Source organism: Paucibacter sp. B2R-40 (genome assembly GCF_025717555.1).
Classification (GTDB): Bacteria; Pseudomonadota; Gammaproteobacteria; order Burkholderiales; family Burkholderiaceae_C; genus Paucibacter_A.
Genome location: NZ_JAJIRP010000005.1, coordinates 1 through 16,456, shown reverse-complemented (window position 1 = coordinate 16,456; position 16,456 = coordinate 1). Strand labels below are relative to the sequence as shown.

At 61.2% G+C, this 16,456-nt stretch carries 17 protein-coding genes and 1 tRNA gene; 14 read left to right on the top strand and 4 right to left on the bottom strand.

The annotated features are described in order from the left end of the window. The first annotated feature begins 1 nt into the window (after position 1). The 3 genes from LNV09_RS11325 (at position 2) to LNV09_RS11315 (ending at position 1,200) form a co-directional block, all read left to right on the top strand. Positions 2 to 78, top strand: a tRNA-Pro gene (locus LNV09_RS11325). 266 nt (positions 79 to 344) lie between these two features. Next, on the top strand, positions 345 to 740 hold the full coding sequence (locus LNV09_RS11320) for a hypothetical protein (RefSeq protein WP_263557204.1): 396 nt from the start codon (positions 345 to 347) through the stop codon (positions 738 to 740). A gap of 235 nt (positions 741 to 975) precedes the next feature. Further along, a complete protein-coding gene (locus LNV09_RS11315) occupies positions 976 to 1,200 on the top strand; it encodes a hypothetical protein (protein ID WP_263557203.1) in 225 nt (74 codons plus the stop codon). A 38-nt stretch (positions 1,201 to 1,238) separates the two neighbouring features. Here the strand turns inward: LNV09_RS11315 and LNV09_RS11310 are convergent, their stop codons facing one another. Then, positions 1,239 to 2,591, bottom strand: a complete 1,353-nt coding sequence (locus LNV09_RS11310; RefSeq protein ID WP_263557202.1) for a S41 family peptidase — start codon at positions 2,589 to 2,591, stop codon at positions 1,239 to 1,241. A gap of 563 nt (positions 2,592 to 3,154) precedes the next feature. On the opposite strand from LNV09_RS11310, the gene LNV09_RS11305 reads away from it, so the two are divergent. The 8 genes from LNV09_RS11305 to LNV09_RS11270 all read left to right on the top strand — a co-directional run bounded on the left by LNV09_RS11305 (position 3,155) and on the right by LNV09_RS11270 (position 10,283). Continuing rightward, positions 3,155 to 3,523 (top strand): DUF1428 domain-containing protein, encoded by a 369-nt coding sequence (locus tag LNV09_RS11305; RefSeq protein ID WP_263557201.1) that lies wholly within the window; start codon positions 3,155 to 3,157, stop codon positions 3,521 to 3,523. A gap of 220 nt (positions 3,524 to 3,743) precedes the next feature. Next, positions 3,744 to 4,091 (top strand): YciI family protein, encoded by a 348-nt coding sequence (locus LNV09_RS11300; protein ID WP_263557200.1) that lies wholly within the window; start codon positions 3,744 to 3,746, stop codon positions 4,089 to 4,091. Between the two features lie 103 nt (positions 4,092 to 4,194). After that, entirely contained in the window at positions 4,195 to 4,596 is a 402-nt protein-coding gene (locus LNV09_RS11295; RefSeq protein ID WP_263557199.1) for a YciI family protein, read from the top strand. A gap of 12 nt (positions 4,597 to 4,608) precedes the next feature. Continuing rightward, the gene (locus LNV09_RS11290) at positions 4,609 to 5,151 is read left to right on the top strand and encodes an SRPBCC family protein (RefSeq protein ID WP_411969267.1); all 543 of its coding nucleotides are present in this window, start codon (positions 4,609 to 4,611) and stop codon (positions 5,149 to 5,151) included. Positions 5,152 to 5,240: 89 nt separating this feature from the next. Next, the gene (locus LNV09_RS11285) at positions 5,241 to 5,645 is read left to right on the top strand and encodes a VOC family protein (RefSeq protein ID WP_263557197.1); all 405 of its coding nucleotides are present in this window, start codon (positions 5,241 to 5,243) and stop codon (positions 5,643 to 5,645) included. A gap of 13 nt (positions 5,646 to 5,658) precedes the next feature. Continuing rightward, the gene (locus tag LNV09_RS11280; protein ID WP_263557196.1) at positions 5,659 to 6,147 is read left to right on the top strand and encodes a VOC family protein; all 489 of its coding nucleotides are present in this window, start codon (positions 5,659 to 5,661) and stop codon (positions 6,145 to 6,147) included. 7 nt (positions 6,148 to 6,154) lie between these two features. Beyond that, complete coding sequence (locus tag LNV09_RS11275; protein WP_263557195.1) at positions 6,155 to 7,435, top strand: RNA polymerase sigma factor; 1,281 nt, start codon at positions 6,155 to 6,157, stop codon at positions 7,433 to 7,435. 475 nt (positions 7,436 to 7,910) lie between these two features. Further along, on the top strand, positions 7,911 to 10,283 hold the full coding sequence (locus tag LNV09_RS11270) for a DNA polymerase II (protein WP_263557535.1): 2,373 nt from the start codon (positions 7,911 to 7,913) through the stop codon (positions 10,281 to 10,283). A 301-nt stretch (positions 10,284 to 10,584) separates the two neighbouring features. Here LNV09_RS11270 and LNV09_RS11265 read toward each other — a convergent pair whose 3' ends face one another. Together LNV09_RS11265 and LNV09_RS11260 are read right to left on the bottom strand one after the other, a co-directional pair. After that, the gene (locus tag LNV09_RS11265; RefSeq protein WP_263557194.1) at positions 10,585 to 11,025 is read right to left on the bottom strand and encodes a hypothetical protein; all 441 of its coding nucleotides are present in this window, start codon (positions 11,023 to 11,025) and stop codon (positions 10,585 to 10,587) included. A 269-nt stretch (positions 11,026 to 11,294) separates the two neighbouring features. Beyond that, on the bottom strand, positions 11,295 to 12,545 hold the full coding sequence (locus LNV09_RS11260; protein ID WP_263557193.1) for a D-alanyl-D-alanine carboxypeptidase family protein: 1,251 nt from the start codon (positions 12,543 to 12,545) through the stop codon (positions 11,295 to 11,297). A 746-nt stretch (positions 12,546 to 13,291) separates the two neighbouring features. On the opposite strand from LNV09_RS11260, the gene LNV09_RS11255 reads away from it, so the two are divergent. The 3 genes from LNV09_RS11255 (at position 13,292) to LNV09_RS11245 (ending at position 15,408) form a co-directional block, all read left to right on the top strand. After that, a complete protein-coding gene (locus tag LNV09_RS11255) occupies positions 13,292 to 13,591 on the top strand; it encodes a flagellar basal body protein (RefSeq protein WP_263557192.1) in 300 nt (99 codons plus the stop codon). A gap of 6 nt (positions 13,592 to 13,597) precedes the next feature. Further along, a complete protein-coding gene (locus LNV09_RS11250) occupies positions 13,598 to 14,215 on the top strand; it encodes a hypothetical protein (RefSeq protein WP_263557191.1) in 618 nt (205 codons plus the stop codon). A gap of 707 nt (positions 14,216 to 14,922) precedes the next feature. Beyond that, positions 14,923 to 15,408 carry a VOC family protein gene (locus LNV09_RS11245; protein ID WP_263557190.1) on the top strand — a complete coding sequence of 162 codons (486 nt, stop codon included), beginning with the start codon at positions 14,923 to 14,925 and terminating at the stop codon, positions 15,406 to 15,408. Between the two features lie 152 nt (positions 15,409 to 15,560). On the opposite strand, the gene LNV09_RS11240 is transcribed toward LNV09_RS11245, so the two are convergent. Then, positions 15,561 to 16,151: a nucleotidyl cyclase domain-containing protein gene (locus tag LNV09_RS11240; protein ID WP_263557189.1), complete on the bottom strand. Its 591-nt coding sequence runs from the start codon at positions 16,149 to 16,151 to the stop codon at positions 15,561 to 15,563. Between the last annotated feature and the right edge of the window lie 305 nt (positions 16,152 to 16,456).

The following is a 16,456-nucleotide window of genomic DNA, read 5'->3' as shown; positions in this document are numbered from 1 at the left end:
TCGGGGCGTAGCGCAGCCTGGTAGCGCACTTGTCTGGGGGACAAGGGGTCGCAGGTTCGAATCCTGCCGTTCCGACCAAATGAATCTAAGGGTTAGCTCAGAAATGGGCTAGCCCTTTCGGCTTTCAGGGGACTGAAAGCTCTCCATCTGGCAATTTGCTGGCAATTCAGAATTGGCTAAGGGTCATTTACTGCGGATTGCTGCACGCAAGCTCTGCCAATGCTGGTGCGCAGCATGATCCCCAAGATGCACCTGTAACCCTTTGCAACACCCATCCCTTGTGGTCAACCCCAACTCATCAGGCCTCGTTGTGCGAGTACCTTTTGCAACCCTGGAGTGACCTGATGAATGCACTGAAATTGGCTTTGATTCCTGCTCTGTTTGCAATGACCGTTGGCGCCGCAATGGCTCAACCTGCCGCTGCTGAGGTGAAGGCGGCGCCTGCGGTGACCAAGGCAGTGGCGGCAACGACAACTGCTCCGGCAGCCAAGACAGAGGTTAAGCAGACCGCTGCGGTAGTTGCCCCCGTTGCTAGTAAATCGGTGCCTGCAACTAACGCAACACCTGCAACCGCACCAGTTGCGAGCAAGGGCGAGGCTAAGCCTGCTACCACTACACCTGAAGCGGCCAAGCCAGCAGTGAAGCAAGAGCATCACGCCAAGGCCGATTTGAAGCCGGCTAAGCACCATGCAGCCCACGGCAGCAAGACGGTCACGCCCGCAGCTGTCAAAACGTCCTAAGGGTACCTCGGGCCGAGTGATGCCCATGAATGAGAGTCCGCGCTGGGTTCGCCTGTCGCGGACTTTTTGCTTTTGAGTGGTGGCCACTTCGCTCATCTGGCATTGTTGAATCAAGAAAATCAGCGGATCGAGGGTCAAATTGCTATTGATCGGTCGCTGAAATTGGCTTGTTCGGTGGGCGAAGGTGCAATGGTCTAGGGTGGCCATCGGGGATGGGCTTATCATCACAGCGCAAATGTCGCCCACAAGGCCTTCACCCCTGCGCCGCCTGCTCGCCCAGCGGCCCGTCCGCCCCGAGCATGAGCGCGCCCGCGCTCTGATTGCGGCCATTGATGCTGGCGGCATCCCGCTGCTCCCGGCCAAGGTGAACCAGATCGCACGTGAGTTGGGCCTGGAGGTCTCGCGCGATGCGCCGGTGGAGCTTACCGTTGCCCGTCTGCGAGTGCTGTTGCGAGGTTAGCCTGTACATAGGCCCGCGTTGCGCAGCAACTTGTGCTTCTACCTGTCTTTCCTGCCGCGTACTTGCAAATCGCTCAAGACCGCCTCAAAGCCCGAGTCACGCCCAGCCAGCCAGTCAGCTACACGTATAGGCGCGGCAATCTGAGGGGACAAAGATGTGACCTGCACATCGTATTTATCGCCATAGCATAGGGGTTTGTCTGCGCAGCCCTGCACCAGGTCCCAGTAGCCACCGTTCAGACGGAATGCATACCGCGAATGGGGCATTTCGATGCGTTGATGTCCTTCGGACCACCACTGCAGGCGGTCGCCAACTGGCGTGCCGACGATAACGACACGCGCGCCTGCGTCGTGCTTGAGCGCAGCCGCATTGGCAATGCCAGCCGAGAAGGTTTGGCCGCCGACCAGCATATAGATGTGTCCTTTGATCGACCTTGCAATGGTCCGCATCAGCTCGCGTGTTTTTTCATTGTCGCCACCCGTATTTTGGCGAAGGTCCAAGATCAAATTGCGCGGCGCAGCCTGCCTAAGCTGCTGCTCCAATTGTTGAGAAAACGGGCCGATCTCCTGGCCGGCGAAATCAATGTTGATGCGGATCTGCACGTAAAGTGAGTCGATGTCCCGTAGTTCTATGCTGCGATACATGTTCTCTGGATCTTGCAATGCGAGCGGCTCAGGATGGACTGGGACGCTCCAATTTTGTGCCACTTCTACTGGTAGCGGTGCCTGCGACCACAGCCGGCCCGGCAGCACACCACTTGGAACCCGATCACTCGGCACATAGGCGATTTCTCGCTCAACGCGGGTGCCGTCAGCGCGCTTTAACGCGAGCTTGAGTTTGTCCGGCGCGGCGGCCAGACCCATGGCATGCAACATGCCTGCGCTTTCGATCACCCAGTTGAGGTTCCAGACATTGAAATTGTCCACTCCTCCTCCAATCGCGCGCAGGCTATGCATCAGGTCAGTTGGTGTGACGCCTTCGATGCGCTCGACAACAGCGCCAGCCAGATCCGCATGGGTTGCCGCTACTCGCGCGACCACAATGCCATCATCCAGCCATAACAAGCGCATAGGCAGACGCTGGCCAGGGAACCAGCTGCCTGGCAATGTATCGACGCCGTCATGGCCGTTCTGCGCAAAGGCGGAGACGGTCAGACAGGCCAAAAGAAATTGCTCTGGTGTTAACAGGCGCTGGCTATTTTCAAGGTCTGCAATGTAGTCCAGCGCACGTTGGCGATTTTCTGGAGTGAAAGCCGGGCTTCTCTGTACATAGCCGGTACGCATAGCAGCCAGATCGGCCAGTTGGCCTGTCAACTGTAGGGAATCAGTTGCGCCTGCTCTTGCGTTGGAACCCAGAGCAAAAAGTATGAAAACAATAGGGGAAAATCGCACCTTAGATCTCCATATTGGTAGGTCAATGCCAGCAAGCCAATACCAGACATGATTGCAGTAGAGCCCTCATCTTTCAAAATGTTTGCGACGATCTGCGGCTCAGTTTGATGGACCGTGTACCGAAATGGGTTGCCGGCAACTGAGCGTTTCGTTGGACGCATCTCTGCTTTACCTTCCTAAGCTGCCGATCGACGAATTCGGGGTGTGCGACCAACCGGGCGCTAGATGCAGGCTGACCCAGCGAGAGCTTTCACAGGCTGCGAAATAGCATCAGGGCGCCGCTGGCGTAAACGGCGAACGTGCCCGAGTTGGTCAGTTCAGTGCCATAAGCCGAAGTTCGACGAACTTCAGCAATAGCCTGGCTGCTGAGGGCGCTGCAGCGGCCGACTTGTCGGGCATTCTGCAGCGGAGCTGCACCAGCGTGGCTGCACCAGCGTGGTCACAGGGCGCACGCCCTCTTGCCAGGCACGCTATGTCGATTTGGCTTCGCGTCGTTCGTCGATAGGATACGCGGAGCCCTTCAGGCGGGCGCGCCCACGGTTCGACTTAACAGGAGTGCAGACATGTCATACATCGATGGTTTCGTGATCGCGGTCCCCGCCGCCAACAAGCAGAAGTTCATCGACCACGCGCGCCATTTCGACTCGATGTTCATCGAGCTGGGCGCAATCCGTGTGATCGAAGCTTGGGGTGACGATGTCCCCGACGGCAAGGTCACCGACTTCCGCCGCGCAGTCCAGGCCACGGCCGATGAGACGGTGGCCTTTTCGTGGGTCGAATGGCCGGACAAAGCCACGCGCGACGCAGGCATGAAGAAGATGATGGAAGATCCGCGCATGGATCCGTCCACACCCGGCAATCCGCCCATGCCCTTCGACGGCAAACGCATGATCTTCGGCGGCTTTGAGCAGGTGGTTGAAGTGAAGGCTTGAGAGGAGGGGGGGGCGCCCCCAAGATGTTTCACGCTTCGCGGCTGGCATCTCTGGGCGAGCCTGAGGATCAGCATCGCGAAATGGACGAGTCAGGCCGGCTGGTGATTGCTTTCTGCCTGGCCTTGATTGACACTGCGACGCCTGACTGTGAGACAGTCAGCTCCGATCAATCCAGCCCGCCGCCACACTGCCGCGGTGCCGCAAAAGGACTCAACACGCCATGCCCCACATGCTGCTCATCGTCGAACCTCTGGGCCAGCGCGCTGAACGTGGCCCTGTGGCCGGGGAAGCGGTCTACCAACGCATGGTGGATTTTTCCGCTGAGCTGCAGGCTGCCGGCTTGCTGCTCGGCGTTAACTCGCTGGGCACGGCGGCAAAGCGTGTGAGCAAGCGTGACGGCGGCACTCAAGTCTGGGACGGCCCCTTCGCCGAGGCCAAGGAGATGGTGGGTGGCTACTTTCTGCTCGACACCGAAGACGCCGCCGTGGCAAGAGGCTGGGCTGAGCGCTGTCCGGCGGCAGAATGGGCGACGGTGGAAATCCGCGGCGTCGGACCCTGCTATACCTGAGTAGGTAATGACCCGGATGCTGTCGATTCGCACCGCACCGGATCGTCGAGGGGATGAAGGCAGGCCGAATCCGGACTGCCTCATTTCACCCAGGAGATCCACCATGCGATTCATGATCCAGGTCCGCGCCACCGTCAGCAGCTCGCGCGGCGAGCCGCCCGGCCCCGAACTGAAGCCTCTGTTCGAGGAGATGGGAGCCTTCCACGAAGAGTTGGCGCGCGCCGGAGTTCTGCTGGACGCCGCCGGCCTGCGCCCCAGCCGTCAGGGCTGGCGTCAAAGCTACCACCCGGACGGCCGCCGCGAGATAGTAGACGGCCCCTTCGCCGAGACCAAGGAGTTGATTGCCGGATACACGCTGATCCAGGTGCGCTCGGTTGAAGAGGCCCAAGCGTGGGCGGCGCGCTTCCCGAGCCCCTTCCCGGGCCAGGTCTGCGAGATCGAGGTGCGCCAGCTCTACGAGGAGGCCGACTTCGCGCCCGGCGGCGACATGGCCTTGGCGGATTGAGCAGGAGCGACTATGAGTATCTTGAGCTACTTCTTTTCAGCCCTTGCGCTTGCTGTGCTCGCCCTGCTGGCCTACGCATCGACGCGCCCTGACGAATTCCGTGTCGAGCGCCGCCTGCGCATCGCAGCACCTGCCGAGCGGCTCTGGCCGCTGGTCAGCGAACTGCGCGGCTTCAACCGCTGGAACCCCTATGAGCGCAAGGACCCTTTGATCAAGGGCCAGTACACCGGCACGTCCAGCGGCATTGGCTCCCGCTATGCGTGGGCAAGCGACAAGGTGGGTACCGGAAGCCTTGAGATCACGGGCCAGCAGGTCGGTCGCGCCGTGCAGATGAGGCTGGACTTCGTGAAACCCTTCGAGGCCCACAACCAGGCCGAATTTGCGTTGCAAGCCATGCCTGACGGCGCGACCGAAGTGAGCTGGCAGATGCACGGACCCGCCAACTTCATGAGTAAGCTGATGGGCATGTTTTTCAACATGGACAAGATGGTCGGACGCGATTTCGAGGACGGGCTGCAGAATCTGCGCCAAATCGCCGAGGGACAGGCGCCATGACCTTTTTCGACCTCCTGCGCACTACCTGATCGCCGGCGCCGCTGCGCCTGAAGCCACTGACCGAATCCACCCACTGAAGGATCTTCAATATGCACAAGCAAATCTTCGTCAACCTGCCCTGCAAGAATCTGCCCGCCAGCAAGGCCTTCTTCGAAGCGCTGGGCTACCACTTCAACCCGCAGTTCACCAGCGAAGCCGGTGCCGGGCTCGTGCTGGGCGAGAACCTGTATGCCATGCTCTTGACCGAGGAGTTCGCCAAGGGCTTCACCGCCAAGCCGTTGGTCGACGCCAAGACCGCGACCGAGGTGCTGGTGTGCCTGTCCTGCGAAAGCCGCGAGGAGGTCGATCAGCTTGTCGCCAAGGCCGCTGCCGCTGGCGGCAGCGTGCCACGCCCGCCGGTGGACCATGGCTTCATGTATGCCCACGGTTTCGAAGATCTGGATGGTCACATCTGGGAGTTGGTTCACATGAGCGGCACGCCGCCGCAATGCTGAGCAGGCCTCCACCATGAAGATCCAGCAACAGCTTGCCCCCTTCATCTGGTACCAGAGCGGCGCCGAAGACGCGGTGGCTCACTACTTGAACGTGTTCGGCGCCGACCGGGGCCGTGTCACCCTCACGCAGCACTGGGGCGAAAACGCGCCAGGCGCCGCCGGCACGGTCATGCTGCTCAATTTCGAGCTGCTCGGTCTGCAGATGACGGCCTTCAACGGCGGTCCGCACTTCAAGCTCAACGAGGCCTTCTCGCTGACCGTCGCCGCCAAGGACCAGGCCGAGATCGACCACCTTTGGGAGCAGCTGCCCACCGGTGGCGGCAAGTCTCAATCGTGCGGCTGGGTCAAGGACGCCTGGGGCTTGTCGTGGCAGATCATCCCGGCGGCCTGGTTCGACATGATCCGCGACCCCGACCCCGCTCGGGTGCAGCGTGTCTTTCAGGCGATCTGGAACATGGAGAAGATCGACCTCGCGGGCCTGCAGCGCGCCTACACGGGATGAGGCCTGCGTGAGCCATGCCGACCTTGCCGAACTCGCCGCCGGCATCTGGCGCATCGAGCGCAGCCGACTCATCGGCGCGGGGGCCAAGTTGCTGCGCGACCTCGACGAGGCCGAGGACTGCGCCCAGGACGCGCTGCTCGCTGCGCTGGACGCGTGGCCTCGCGACGGCATTCCCGCCAACCCGGCGGCCTGGCTGATGACGGCCACACGCAACAAGGCGCTGGACCGCTTGCGCCGCCGCGCCATGCTGCGGCGCGAGCACGAAGCGCTGGCGGCCGACGGCGCGGCAAGCCTGGCCCATATCGAGCCCGACTTCGTCGATCGACTCGACGCGGCGCGCGACCAGGCCGCGATCGGCGATGAACTGCTGCGCCTGATTTTCATCGCCTGCCATCCGGTGTTGCCGCGCGAGGCCCAGGTGGCGCTGACCTTGCGGCTGCTCGGCGGTCTGGAGACGGCCGAAATTGCACGCGCCTTCCTGGTGGCCGAGGCCACCGTGGCGCAGCGCATCGTGCGGGCCAAGAAGGCCCTGCACTGCCAGGCTTTCGAGCTGCCGGCGCCCGACGAGCGAGCCGCGCGGCTAGGTGCGGTGTTGGCCGTCGTCTACCTGATCTTCAACGAGGGCCACAGCGCCGGCAGCGGCGCCCAGCTGCTGCGCCCGGCGCTGTGCGACGAGGCGCTGCGCCTGGCGCGCCAGCTGCAGCACCTGCTGCCCCTTGAACCTGAAGTCCATGGCCTCGCTGCGTTGCTGGAGATCCAGGCTTCGCGCCTGCCCGCCCGGCTGGATGCGCGGGGCCGCCCGGTGCTGCTGCCCGACCAGGACCGGCGCCGCTGGGACCGCCTGCTGATTCAGCGCGGCCTGGAGGCGCTGGCGCATGCCGAGGCGCTGGGCGAGCCAGGGCGTGAGCCAGGGCCTTACGCGCTACAGGCTGCGATCGCCGCCTGCCATGCGCGTGCGGCGCGCGCCGAGGACACCGACTGGCGCGCCATCGTCGCGGGTTACGACCGACTGCTGGCGCTCAATCCCTCGCCCGTGGTGGCGCTGAACCGCGCCGTGGCCATCAGCTTCGCGCGCGGCCCTGCGGTCGCCTGGCCACTGCTGCAGGCGCTGGATGGCGAGCCGCAGCTGCGCCGCTACCCCTTCCTGGCTGGCGCACAGGCCGATGTGCTGGAACGCCTGGGCCGTTCAAGCGAAGCACGTCAGGCCTATTTACGAGCGGCCGCGATGACCGAGAACGAGGCCCAGCGCGGCCTGCTGCAGGAGCGTGCGGCGCGCCTGGCGAGCTGACCCATGTCAACACCTGCCCGCGAAAGAGCCGCCGTCCGCCTTGGTTGCGGCTGTTGGACCGCAAGGGTCCTACCGTGAGTGAGGAATGAAAGTCAGCTGAAGAGCAAAGCAGCAGGTCGTGGTCATTTCGGCGACGTCGGCTTTGGGCACTGGGTTGCCATGAGGTCAGTGCCCTCGCAATGTCCCTGCCTGCGGCAGGCCGACAGTTCGAACAAGCGCCGCATAGCTGACGTCGGTTAGCCGACCGTTTTGGTCAACGGCGGCTTACTGGCGATGATGCAGCCTCACGCTCCCGGCCAGTTCCTGCCATTCGAGTGCGCAGAGTGGGCGCCAGCAGGGTGCCCTTATGTGTAGATTTACATGAGGGCACGAAGCTGACTTCGGCGAGCAGCTCCAATGTGACGCATGGGATCATCTGCGAAAATTGGGAGTGCCCAATCCGACCTCAGCAAAACCTTCGATTCCTCAGACTGTCGTGCACCCTGACGACCTCCAGGGATTCATTCTGACGCGGCGGTCTAGGGATCTTCCTTGTGGCACCGAGCTCGAGTACTGGGTTGCCACCGAAACCGGCCCGCGAAAGATTCTGCTGACCGGGCATGTATCCACTGCGTTCGCCAGGGCGGCCGATCGGCAAGCGGTGGAGACCCACGCTTTACGACTCCCAGGCATCGAGATCCGGGCGCTGGAACTCAAAACTTTTCAGCAAGATCCCGTCGTCGGCGTGTATGCAAAGCAGCACCGACAACTGACAAAGTTGGCTCGGGCACTCGCGCCGCAGAAAATTCCCCTCTTCGAGGCCGATGTGCGACCACACGAGCGCTACCTTATGGAGCGATTCATCACGGCGGGCGTGCTGATCGAGGGGGGAGCAAAAGAAGGAGGGATCATTTTTGACTGCAGGCTAAAGCCCTCGGCGGACTACCGGCCAGTGCTGAAGATGGTCTCCTTGGACATCGAAACCAGCGAGCACGAGGAGTTGTATTCGATCGCTCTGGATTGCGCCGATGACCGGGTCGTTTTCATGCTGGGCCACGCGCCAGATCAACCCGTCATCCCTGCGGACTTCTCGCTGGTTTATTGCCCCAGCCGCCATGACATGATCAAGCGGCTGAACGACTGGTTCGAGAAGTACGACCCAGACGTGATCATCGGCTGGAGCGTCATCCAGTTCGACTTGCGCGTCCTGCAAAAGAATGCCGATGCTTGCGGGGTGCCTTTGCTGATAGGTCGCGATCGGCAGGGGATCGAATGGCGCAAACACCCCGGCAAGCAGGGGTATTTGTTTGCACCGATCGTCGGTCGGCTTGTCATCGACGGCATTGAAGCCCTGAGAGCAGCCGGGCGAAGCTTCGCCTCGTTCAGCTTGGAGTCCGTGTCGCAACAGTTGCTTGGTGAAGGCAAAGCCATCGGCGACGCCTACGACAAGATGGCTGAAATCGAGCGCAGGTTTCAGGAAGACAAACCGGCGCTGGCGATCTACAACATCCGCGACTGCGAACTGGTGCTGCGCATCTTCGAAAAGGTGAAACTGCTGGCCTTCGTGATGGAGCGCGCGCATACGACCGGCCTGGCGGCCGACCACTGGGGCGGATCAATCGCCGCGTTCAGCCACCACTACCTGCCACGCATGCACCGACTCGGCTATGTCGCCCCCAACGTAGGCGAAATCACCAGCAAGGCATACCCCGGCGGCTATGTGATGGACTCCAAGCCGGGCTTCTATGACTCCGTGATCGTGCTGGACTACAAGAGTCTCTATCCAAGCATCATCAGAACTTACCTCGTAGATCCGGTCGGATTCATCGAAGGGCAAAACACCCCTGAGCGGCAGGGCCTGGTCCGCGGACCTCAAGGCACATTATTCTCCCGGGACAAGCACTGCCTTCCCGAGATCGTGAACACCCTTTCCAGTGCCCGCGACGACGCCAAGCGGGCGGGCAATGAGCCTCTGTCACAGGCACTGAAATTGGTGATGAATTCCTTTGCCGGCGTACTCGGGGCCGTCGATTGCCGCTTTTTCAACCCCGCACTCGTCTCCGCGGTCACCTTGCGCGGCCATGAATTGATGCGCCTCACCCGCGACTTCGTCGAGCAGCGGGGCTACGGCGTCATTTACGGCGACACCGACTCTATTTTCATTTGGCTCGGACGCCAACACATCCCCCAAGAAGCGCTTTCCGTCGCGGCCGAACTGAGTTCCGGGATCAATGCCTGGTGGAAAGAGCGCCTGCTGGCAGAGCAAGGCCTTGAGAGTTTTTTGGAGATCGAGTTCGACACCCACTACAAGAAGTTTTTCATGCCGACGATTCGGGGCACCGAAATCGGCAGCAAGAAGCGCTATGCAGGTCTGAGCGTCGACGTCAATGGCAGGGAGGAAATGGTCTATCGCGGATTGGAGACGGTCAGAAGCGACTGGACATTGCTCGCCCGTCAGTTCCAGGAAGGACTGCTGTCCCGCATATTCCACGGCGAGCCTCACACCGGATTCATCGTGGACTACGTCAACGAAACACTTGCCGGCAAGAAGGACGGGCTGCTGGTGTATCGAAAGCGTTTGCGCCATCGTCTCGACGAGTACCACGCAAACACGCCGCCTCAGGTTCGCGCCGCGCGAATGGCTGATGAGTACAACGAACGTGTCAACCGGCGAAAGCAATACCAGCATGGCGGCTGGATCGAGTACGTGATGACCCAGAGCGGTCCGGAACCGCTGGAAGTGCGCCAATCCCGCATCGACTATGAGCACTACATCAGCAAACAGCTACAACCGATTGCCGATGCAATGCTGACGCCGCTTGGCGAGAACTTTGCCGCCATCACAAGCCGGCAGCAGAATCTCTTCTGACTGCCCCCTGATATGAAAAGTGCTAGCAATTTGCTGATACGAAGCTCGGGAATGCACTGGCAGTCATAACGACTAATTTAGGTGCGCAACTTGCTGGACGATTCGTTGAATTCAGCCAATATATGCAATGCCCTTTAGCTTGGCGGTCTACGGTCAAATGTTCCGCCCCATGATTGGCGGCTTCTTTCTCCGGCGCGAGAGGGTCAGGTATTGTTCAAGCTAGGGCCTGAGACTTGAGCCCTGACTTTAAGCCTTGCGTGACCCCGAGCCTGAGAGCCTGATCTCTGCAGAGTACGGCCGCTCATACCTTGGCGAGGAAGGCCGCCGCATCCCCAGCTTCACACTTCCAGTCTGCGAAGACCCCGACCAGATTGCATTCCACGCAGTGGCAAGCGATGTAGTACCAGCGCACGTCATGTGTGCCCTCGTACACGCAGACGCCGGACATCAGCTCGAACACCTCGTTCTCGCACACGCATTCGTGCGCCTCGGGCGCTGCTTCTTCAACGTGGTCCGCGCTGTCACCCATCAGGTGTTCCTGCCCGCAGTCGGTGCAGGTGCGGATTGCCACGCCGGCTTCTTCATCGGTCTGCAGCGCGAAGGTCCGGCACCCGCAATCGCATTTGGACGCGGCAAACCGGACGGCCTCATGGCGATTCGCAAGGCTGTAGCTGCGCAGCTCGGCTTGGGTGTCGCCGGACGTCGTCCCGTACCAGAACTCGCCTTTCTTCGTCAGTGCCATTGATGCTGCTCCATTCTTCAAGGTGGGCTTCCCGGCAGGCCTGCTGCCGGGCTCGCCCCGATCATCTAGATTTTGCCTGGAGGCCCGGCGAATCGTCGCGAAGGGCCAGGGTCGGGGTGGTCGCCGGCAATGGCTGCGGACATCCTTCAATGCTGATTCTTGGAGATTGCAGCCATCCGATGACCTCTCCGATTCGAACGGCTCCTATCAGCCTGTTCGCGCCGTCGAGCTTGACAGCGACAGCTCGACGTCCACGCTCACCAGGTGCTTTACTTCGAGAACCAGCCGGAGACGCGCTGGCGCAGGCGCGCGAAGAAGCCCGCGCGCTCCACGTCTGCGAGCGCAACCACGGGGGCCTCGCCGAGTTGCTTTCCGTTGGCCGTGGCGACGACCTTGCCGATCACGGCGCCCTTGGCGATCGGCGCCTCGAGTGCAGGATTCAGCGTGACTGCCGTCTGGACAGCGGCCGCCTGGCCCTTGGGCACGACCAGCGTCCATGGCTGTGCAATGCCTGCACTGACCGTGGGCGCCACGCCGTAGGTGACCTTCGCGCTGGTCAGCGTCGCGCCAACCTGCGCGGGGGAGGCTTCCTCGAAGTTCGCGTAGCCCCAGTTGAACAGCACGCGCGTCTGGTCGGCGCGGGCCTGCTTGCTGTCGGCATTCAGGATGACCGAGATCAGGCGCATGCCGTTGCGCTTGGCCGATGCGGTCAGGCAGTAGCCCGCTTCGTCGGTGTGCCCGGTCTTGAGTCCGTCGACCGTGGGGTCGGTGTACAGCAGCGCATTGCGGTTGCCTTGCTTGATGCCGTTGTAGGTGAACTCCCGCTCGGCGTAGATGGGGTAGTACTCGGCGCTGTTGCGGATGATGGCGGCCGCCAGCACCGCCAAGTCGCGGGCCGATGCCTTGTTGTTGGGGTCGGGCAGGCCGGCCGCGTTCGCGAAATGGGTCTTGGTCATGCCCAGCTTCTGCGCCTCGGTGTTCATCATCGCCGCGAAGCCGGCCTCCGAACCGCCAATGTGCTCTGCCAAGGCCTTGGACGCATCATTGCCGCTGGCGATGACCACGCCGCGCAGCATGTCCATCAGGGACGCCTGCGCGTTGAGTGGCACGAACATGCAGCTGTCACCCTCCTTGCCGCCGCGGCACCAGGCGCTGAGGCTCATGGTGACCGGATCGTTGGGTTTGACCTTGCCGTTCTTGAGCGCCTGCTCGACCAGGTAGCTGGTCATCATCTTGGTCAACGACGCCGGCGGCAGCGGCTCGTCCGGGTTCGACGAGGCCAGGAGCTGCCCGGTATTGAAATCCATCAGGACCCAGGCCTTGTTGGCAAGGACCGGCACCGACTGCCCGTTGGCGTCGGTGGTCATCGCCGGTTCAGCGGGGGCAGCGGCCTTTTGTTTGTGCGCGGCGGCGCGCGGCTTGGCGTGCTGGGCGCTGAGGGCCGTCGTGGGCGCTGCGACCAAGAAAGCGCTGGCAAGCATGACGGAAAGCTGGAAGGCAGGGTGGAAGCGGGAATTCATCGAGAGGTGCTTTTTCAAAAGGGCGACAGCTGGGAGAAAGAAAAGGGCCGGCAACAGGCCCGGGACGCAAAGAAGCTAGATCGGGCATTGTGCCAATTGAGTAACTCTGCCGATTGTGGGGCCCTCCATGCTACAGGGGCAAGGCTGTTCGTTATGAAAGCGGAATGGCGCCCGAGCCGCTTGACACGGGTTCACCGATTCAGGGAAACGATGTGGCCATCGCCTATGGCCGCATTGGGCCGGCTGCCTTGCAGCGAAGTGAGTCTGTCGCGACAGCTCAGAAGCTGTCGTTCGGGCCTGTGCGCAGGCCGCTCCGGCATTGAGCGACCGATTCCGAGGAAGAAGCTGGCAGTCAGCACCGGGTGGGGTTCAATGACTGGTGTTGGCGCTTGATGCAGCTCAGGCACTAGACTGCAGCGACCCCGATCAGCCTAACGCTGAATGTGGACGAGCTTCCGCTTTGTGCACTGAGTTGCCACGGAGTCAATGCCCCCGAAATGCCCCGGCCTGCGCTAGGACGACAGTTGAAACAAGCGCCGCATAGCTGACGTTCGGTTTGCCGACCATTTTGGTCAACGGCGCCGTAGCTTGAGACTTACCCAATTGGCCTCCTCGAAACCGGGGTGATTCAGGTGGCGCCGTCGGGCACGGCGTGACTTGCGCCGCAGTCCTCTCGACTTTGTCATGCAGCCCGCATGCGTCAAGGCGGGCCGCCCCGGTACCATGGCTCTCACACGCGCACCGCCATGTCGACCTCCTCCATCAGCCTCTCAGGCATGAACGCCGCCCAGACCAGCCTCGGCGCGACGGCTCACAATATCGCGAACCTCAACGCGCCCAATTTTCGGCGCCAGCAGGTGCAGCAGGCGTCGGAGCCAGGCGCAGCCGGTGTGACCACCACACCATCGCGGGCGGCCGTGCCGGGCGATGCACCTGAGACAGATGTCGTAGCAGAGGTACCAGCGAAGAATTCGTTTCTTGCCATCCTGACGGTCTTCAGGACGCAAGACAAGATGATGTGCTCGCTACTGAACATCTCCGGTTGACGCGCCATGCAGCTACGGCCGGCGCTGCTCGCATTGACCTGTTTTTACGGACTTGCGCACGCCGCTGATCCGACGGTATCGCCGCCCGAGCCACCGCTTCGGCCTTGCGACGTCCCGGTGCGCTTCTCGGCGGAATACTTTGCTGACCCGGAAGTCGACACCTCGAAATCGACGGCGGAGATCACGCAGCTCGGCAATGCCGTTGGGGCATCCGAAAGGGGCGTCCATCTGGGTCACGTGATCGTTCAGACGGAGATTTCCGTCGTGCCGCAGGCGACTTGCTCAGGCCTTCAAGTAATCTTGAAGTTTGTCAAGCCGGTCCTGCGTATTGCGAGCAACTTGCCTCCCGGCTCGTGTGCCGAGGCGCTGGTCCGCGGGCACGAGTGGACCCACGTCAGGATCTACCGCGAGATGGCGCACGAGTTCCGACATCTCAAATATCACGGCTTTGGGCCGCTGAGTTCGGCCTTTGTGATGCGGTTCGCGAAGCTGGAATGGAAGCGGCTTGAGTACCGCCAAGTGCTCTTCGACAGTCCGGAGGAATACGCCAAGAGCCAAACGATGTGTGAGGGCGAGATACCGAAGCTGCTGCGTGCCGCAGCGCCGGCGGTGTCCAAGGGCTAGGCTACTGGGGACCTGAGTTGCCGATGGAGCGGACTGGCCGACTTGCGGCTGTAGCAGATCGGCCAGGAGCCGTCGGTCGCCAATGACGGTTTCCGGTCAACTGGCTAGCCCGCTAACCCGAGATGTGGTGCGTCTGTAGGGCCGTGCGTCCCAAATTACGAGGGCGCCGATTGACGGCTTAAGCATGCACATCGGGGTTGAGTCCCGTAGGCATCGTGGCTCTCTGGTGGCATTGCTGGTCATCGGCAATTCGGCTGCGGCGGCCAAATATTCTCAATGCTGTGTCCGTGCCAACCGACGAAGGACAGGCTGCCCGCGCTACCGGTACGGTGACGCACAGACGCCGTTCTGCGCCAGAGCCACCATGTTCCATGGTTTCATTCAAGACAGTCTTCTTTGTTGCGATGGACTTCGTCACCGCCGACGCTGGGTTTCTGGCGTTGACGTGGTCGGCTACGTGGCGAATGCTGCAAGCACTGCACACCCCTGCTGATCCCGGGCTACCCGATCGCCAGAACGGGTCGGGGCCTTGATTTGAAGTTTCCGTTCAACGTTCGCCAATCCGTCGCGTCGTGGCGGCTGGCAGCAAACCACCCACAACTCCCCCAGCAAAATCACCAGCTGCTGACCACCTCTATCAAGGACCGCAGCATGGCTCATCAACGCATTGCCCTCCAAACGGGCGAAGAGTTCAACAGGCAGTGGGGATGAGTATGGTCAGTGTCGTCGCCATCGATCATCTCGCCATCCGGGTCAGCGACCTCGCCCGGTCCAGATGTTTCTACGACAAGCTGCTCGGCTTCATGGGCTTCGAGCGGGAATGGGAATTCGGCGAGGTCGTCGGTTGGAATAATGGCGACACCATGTTCTGGATCACACAAGCTGATGCAGCGGGTCTGCACCACAAGCATCGGACCGGCAATATCGGCTATCACCATTACGCCTTCGAGTTAGCTGCCCGCGCGCAGGTTGATGAGCTCTATGACTTTCTCTTGGAGATGAAAGCGGAGATCGTCGATTCCCCGGCGGTCTATCCTGATTATGGGGAGGGCTACTATGCCGTCTATTTCCAGGATCCCGACGGTTTGAAACTTGAAGCGCTGCATTTCGTCGAGAAGGAGAAACGTCGGGCGCGCCTTGCACTTGAGAGGGGCGCGCACCGGCGCCCACGGACTGGTGGCTCGCCGGACTAGGCGCTGAGCAAATCAGCGACCGTGATGCAAGCGACAGCGAGGGTCTGGCCGCACCGGTAGAAGGGTTGCAGTCGCTGCATGCCGGCCTCCCGATCAGGGTCAACACTTGCTGAAACTGTGCCTCTGTCTCCACCTTAGCCGTCTCAATGATCTCAGCGCCCTCCAATGTAAGGAACATGAGGCCAGTCGGCATACCGCGCGCTGCCAAAAGGTTCGTTGTCACATGCAAGTACCGAGTTCTCCCCATTGTTGTGCGCACCCTGAACTCTGTCAGATGCTAGGTTGATTAATTCCCAAATAGTCCAGTCTGAGCTAGATGGGCTGCACGCGACACCGATGTTGACGGTCAATCCAGCCCGATCTGGAGTTGCATCAAAGGTTCGCACAAGCCCATCTCGAACCAGCAAAGCGATGCGAACTGCTTCGTCAATATGGACACCAGGCAACAAAGTCATAAATGCTACAGGTCCGCAACGGGTATGTTTGGCTCCTGGAACGAGCACACTTTTCGAGACTACTGTCGCGCATTCAATGACCAAATCTTCAAAACGATCCCACCCAAAGGAATTGCCGATTGAAGTCGCGCTGTAGATGTAGATTTCAAAAAATGACAAGGGTTCCGCCAATTGTTTTGCCCTCGTTTCGGCCATTTCGGCGACAAGGTCAAAACTCTTTCGATCAAGCAAATTCATACTTGAATTGTTCTCGGCATGGGCAGAATGTACGTGATCGTTCATTTCCATATTTACCTAAAAGTTGCGCCCAGTAATGGCGCAACTGGGGCGCCAAGCTTAACGTTTGGACCGGCCCTAAATCTACTCAAGTCCAGCTGATCTGGCCCAGTCATTTTCCAAGGTGGTTCGCACGCGCGTCGGTCAAGCATAGCCTCGTTGCGGCGAAGTGGACGCTGCAAAATGCTCTGGCCCACGCTTTCGTACAGGGTTGAGTCGGTGGTCTGCGGGAGGCCAGCGGGTCGGCAGCCGAAGATTGCGCTGAAGGTCAGCTTTGGGCGGCGGATTCAACTGGTCGGTGCAACACACTAACCACT